Below are 4767 nucleotides of genomic sequence, written 5' to 3'. Positions count from 1 at the left end.
TCCCCTTGCACTACTGTCTATAGTATTGTTTTATTTCCATAATGTGTTTGTAAAAATAAGCAAGAAGGCGTAAGTCACATAACAATCACATTAAGTCGCTTCGATGGGACAGTAACACGTGGGCTCTGTCGCTTCGCTCGGATTTTAGCCCACGCGTTACTGCCCCTTATGTGGGTGTTATATTTCACAAGGAAGTTTTAAATAATGAATGGTTTAGATGTAGAAAACTATTTAAAGAAATGCTCATTTGCAAGCCCTCTAGAAGAGGATAATAACCGCTACCTAATTTCCTATCGCCTCGACACTGGTGCTGAAATAGCGTTTGACCCACGAGTTAAAGGATTGAAAGGTAGAGAGGCATCGATTTTTGTAGCACACAAACCAACTCGGTTACTGCAAACAAGTGATATAAGCCTGGCTGTTGAATATGGTGCCGAGAATCCGAGCACTGCCCTTGGTCGCGTTTCGAAGTTATTGGAAAACTCGCCAAATTTGTATCGTATTCGTATTCTGAGTCAAACTGGTTTGGAAGAATTGATTAAGTGGATTCGTTGGGCGTGAAATATAACAAACCACTTAAGGCTCTCGCTTCGCTCGCTGGGACAGTAACACGTAGGCTCTGTCGCTTCGCTCCTAATTTTAGCCTACGTATTACTGCCCCTTAGTGGGGCGTTATACCTTCTTATGAAATATTTATACTTACTGGTTTTATTAGTTGGTTTTAGCGGGTGCTCATACAGTGATGCAGATGCACCTCGTTTGGATCTTGATTACGCAGAAGAACCAATAAATTTAGTCGAGTATGTTGAAGGGAATTGGGAAAAAGTTTGTTTTCTTGGCCCTTATTCAAATAATGAAGCTGCGAGTGAGTTACTTGGTTTTCAATGGCCCTTGGAATCGTTATCGTCAGTTTGGGTTAATGACGGAGTAACCCTATTAGTATTCGTTGAAAACAGTTCTGTTCAATCGTACTACGAGGTTTCTAGAGCACCTTATGATTTCAGTATTTTTTCAAGTTCTTGTGTTAACCGCAATTCAAGCTCATTTATAAAGAGCGGTTCCAAGGTTTTGCAAACACAGGTATAACAAACCGCTGTAGACGCACGCGGTGCGTGCTGGGACAAAAACACGTGGGCAGTCCTCGCTTCGCTCGTAATTATAGCCCACGTATTTTTGCCCCTAAGCGGGGTGTTATATTCAATCGGATAGCTAATCACTATGACTCGGAAATTTATAGAAACCGGCCCAGGATTGCCTAATTGGCCCAATCCTATAAGTCACGCGGTCGTTGTTGGTAAAATGTGTTTTGTTAGCGGACAACTTTCTGTAAATGAAAACGGAGAGTATGTTGAAGGCACTGTTGCCGAGGAAGCCATATTAGCATTTAATAATGTTTTCGCAGCCTTAAAAGCCGCTGGATTTGATAAATCTGAAATCGCATATATTGACATTGCGTTTTCGGACCTCACCGAATTAGCAGTGGTCAATGATATATATATGACTTTATTCCCAAAGGGTAAGAGACCAGCTCGTACAGTCTATGAAGCAGCTAAGCTCCCATTTGGTGGAAAAGTTAAAATCGTAGCAACAGCGGCGAAAGATTGAATATAACAATCACATTAAGTCGCTTCGCTGGGACAGTAACACGTGGGCACTGTCGCTTCGCTCGGATTTTAGCCCACGTGTTACTGCCCCTTATGTGGGTGTTATATGCTTATTTTCACATCAAGGAAGAAAGAGATGGAAATATCTGAAGAAAATATGGAAAGGCTTGAGAGTGAGTTCGAAGTCTGGGCTAATTTCTTAAATACAAGTTTAGGTCTTTTAGCTTTTACTCTTGCTCTCGCATCCCTTGGGACAAACTCGCCGTCTGTAAACGCTGGATTGTCATTTATTGTTGTTTTCTTGGTTAGAATTCAAGGCAGCCGGCACTTCCCAGCAGAATTTCAGAGAGTTAAGCAATTAGCCAGAACCGATCGTCGTTATAAAATATGGTTAGATGGGTTAGACAAAGAGTACTTTGGTTTTAAGACCAACTTCACTCGTTACCCGCTTTTTCTATTCGGCTTTCTTTTTCTATTTTGCGTTATGCTGACGGCACCTATCGGTAAATTATTTCCTTTTTGGGCTTCATATGTAGGCATATAACAATCACATTAAGCCGCTCGCAGGCTCGCTGGGACAGTAACACGTGGGCTCTGTCGCTTCGCTCGGATTCTAGCCCACGTATTACTGCCCCTTATGTGGGTGTTAGCAGCCAAATGGAAAGTACAATGGACGTAACGGATCTAAAGGCTTTTATTCCAAGCAAAGACTATGAAGTATCAAAATCATTCTACTCAGAAATTGGTTTTGATTCTGAATATGTAACTGACGACCTCACATTATTTCAAAACGGTGACTGCCTTTTCTTTCTTCAGCGCTTTTACGATGAATCTCTAGCCAGCAACTTTATGCTTCAAATTTGTGTATCTGACATCAATGAAGCGTTTCGGGTATGCTCTGAATCTAGACTTAAGCAGAAAATCACTTCAATATCCCAAGAATCATGGGGTAAGGTTTTTTATTTGTGGGGCCCGTCAGGTGAGTTATTACACATCACACAGGTTGGCGGCTAACAATCACATTAAGTCGGTCGCAAGCTCCCTGGGACAGTAACACGTGGGCTCTGTCGCTTCGCTCGGATTTTAGCCCACGTATTACTGCCCCTTATGTGGGTGTTATATTTTTTGAAGGATACTCTAAGTGAAAAGGATTTTTTTCACAGCCTTGATGCTTTTATCTCTTACAGCATGTGATTTTGGTGTCTTTCCAGAAGCTGATACAACATTCGGTACCCAAAATTTCGTTTCTGCCATATCAATTATTGAGTTGCATAAGGTTCGTAATGGCACTTACCCTGAATCGTTAGAGGAATTAGAATTTCTTGGGCAGTGGGATTCAATCTGGCTGGGTGCGGTCAAGTACGAGAAAACCGACTCAGGTTACAACTTGTTTATTGAGCGCGGCTGGGTAAACGAGCCGAACCTAGAATTTCCTGTTAAGTTCAAGCAAGGTCTTGGTATCCAGCAAACGAATGTTCAGTGGGTTGAACAACCACAAATATAACAATCAAATTAAGTCACTCGCTCCGCTCGCTGGGACACAAACATGGCGGCTGTGTCACTTCGTTCCGATTATAGCCGCCATGTTTGCGCCCCTTATGTGGGTGTTAGCCCTGGGAGAGGAATAAACCATGTCTGACGAAGAAAGCAATGACTTCACCGACAAAGCCAAGGCATTAAATATCGGTGCAGTAGTTCCCGAGTTATATAAAGATGCAGTCAGCCCAGCAGCTAAGGAAATCGGCAAGGGATTACAGACTGTTGCAAAGGCGGCAAACCTTGCATTGAAACCAATATCAGGGCTTGTTTGGGGATATGAAAAAATAGAAGAGTTTGTAATTACAGAACTTCCAAAAAAAATGAGAAAAAAAAGTGCTGACAATATTATTACTCCAGAACCCCATTTGGCCGGACCTCTTCTAGAGTCTTTAAAATATACTGGCTACAAAGACTCGTTAAGGGACATGTACCTTAACCTATTAGCCACTTCTATGGATAAAGAGTCAGCCACATTGGCCCATCCATCTTTCGTTGAGGTGATCCGGCAGCTTTCTTCTGATGAAGCAAAGCTACTTTCATATTTCAAGGGAGTACCTCGTTACCCTGAAATTGATAGTGAACGGTTTACTGAAACTTGGTATCGCTTTGAACCTTTTGAAGAAATAAAGAGGCGATTTAAGCACTCATGTGAGGCAGCAGAACTTGAGGTACCTGACTTGTATTTGAGCTACTTAGATAACCTTTCTCGTTTGAAAATTACAGAGTTTAGACAAGAATCTGGCGATATTACAGTAGATGCAAATCGACGAGGGAGAGATATATCAGCCAAACAAGAAATAAATGAGTATCTACATGTCACTAATTTTGGACAGCAATTTATAGATGCTTGCGTAGATGAATAGTAAAGGCTAACAAGCCGATACCGTGGGACAAAAAACAGTTAGTTTTGCTCCTGTGTCGCTAAGTTTACCCAACTATTTTTTGCCCCTGATTGGGGCGTTAGCTGTAGCTCACTGGCCATCAAATAGCTGAAAAATTTAAGAGAGATAAAATGAAAGTCGTTTACATTTTAGGCGCAGGGTTTTCAGTTGAAGCAGGAGCGCCTGTTCAGGCAAATATACTACCTGAAGCTAGCCGGTTATATGCAGAGACCCCCCAAGAATACAATAACGAAAGGTTTTCAATATTCAAGAACTTCATCATCAATCAACTTGGATATGCAGAGGAAACATTAAAGGATGCCGAGATTGAAGATATTTTTACGCCGCTCGATAGGTGCTTAACAGAAAGCTCTCAATTTCGGGGTATTGGGTTGGATAAGATAATGGAAGTTAGGGAGGCTGTCTTTCATGTGATTGGCCGTACTATTCAGTTGGTACTTAACAATACTCAGAATTCAAAGCAGTATATTAATGAGTTTGCTAATTACCTGACAGAAAAATCCTCGGTCAGAGCTGGCGGCAGTTACCGAACATCCGACCCTGTTAGTGTAATTAGTACAAACTGGGATATTCTTTTAGATAACTCGATTCATCAGTCCATTGTACAAAGCTCTCATAATGCTGAATCGCCACTAATTTCCTAGACGCCTCTCAGTTAGATAAACTAACTGAAAAGAGAGGTGCTTATGAGCGGTAAACGCTACCCTGAAGAATTTAAAATT

Annotated in this window: 8 protein-coding genes; all 8 read left to right on the top strand. The window is 41.6% G+C overall.

The genetic code is table 11. The annotated features are described in order from the left end of the window. The first annotated feature begins 204 nt into the window (after nucleotides 1-204). The 8 genes from ACXAGC_RS20155 to ACXAGC_RS20120 all read left to right on the top strand — a co-directional run bounded on the left by ACXAGC_RS20155 (nucleotide 205) and on the right by ACXAGC_RS20120 (nucleotide 4689). A complete protein-coding gene (locus tag ACXAGC_RS20155; protein ID WP_474846756.1) occupies nucleotides 205-561 on the top strand; it encodes a hypothetical protein in 357 nt (118 codons plus the stop codon). Nucleotides 562-684: 123 nt separating this feature from the next. After that, nucleotides 685-1086: a hypothetical protein gene (locus tag ACXAGC_RS20150; protein ID WP_474846754.1), complete on the top strand. Its 402-nt coding sequence runs from the start codon at nucleotides 685-687 to the stop codon at nucleotides 1084-1086. Nucleotides 1087-1218: 132 nt separating this feature from the next. Continuing rightward, nucleotides 1219-1605 carry a RidA family protein gene (locus tag ACXAGC_RS20145; RefSeq protein ID WP_474846752.1) on the top strand — a complete coding sequence of 129 codons (387 nt, stop codon included), beginning with the start codon at nucleotides 1219-1221 and terminating at the stop codon, nucleotides 1603-1605. A gap of 135 nt (nucleotides 1606-1740) precedes the next feature. Next, complete coding sequence (locus ACXAGC_RS20140; RefSeq protein WP_474846750.1) at nucleotides 1741-2148, top strand: hypothetical protein; 408 nt, start codon at nucleotides 1741-1743, stop codon at nucleotides 2146-2148. 125 nt (nucleotides 2149-2273) lie between these two features. Then, complete coding sequence (locus ACXAGC_RS20135) at nucleotides 2274-2618, top strand: VOC family protein (protein ID WP_474846748.1); 345 nt, start codon at nucleotides 2274-2276, stop codon at nucleotides 2616-2618. A gap of 127 nt (nucleotides 2619-2745) precedes the next feature. Further along, a complete protein-coding gene (locus ACXAGC_RS20130) occupies nucleotides 2746-3108 on the top strand; it encodes a hypothetical protein (protein ID WP_474846746.1) in 363 nt (120 codons plus the stop codon). 127 nt (nucleotides 3109-3235) lie between these two features. Further along, nucleotides 3236-4006: a DUF4393 domain-containing protein gene (locus tag ACXAGC_RS20125; RefSeq protein ID WP_474846744.1), complete on the top strand. Its 771-nt coding sequence runs from the start codon at nucleotides 3236-3238 to the stop codon at nucleotides 4004-4006. 149 nt (nucleotides 4007-4155) lie between these two features. Continuing rightward, complete coding sequence (locus ACXAGC_RS20120; protein ID WP_474846742.1) at nucleotides 4156-4689, top strand: hypothetical protein; 534 nt, start codon at nucleotides 4156-4158, stop codon at nucleotides 4687-4689. Nucleotides 4690-4767: the final 78 nt, after the last annotated feature.

This window comes from Alteromonas sp. AWJ4_197 (assembly GCF_056160285.1).
This window is presented reverse-complemented; position numbering and strand designations above follow the sequence as displayed.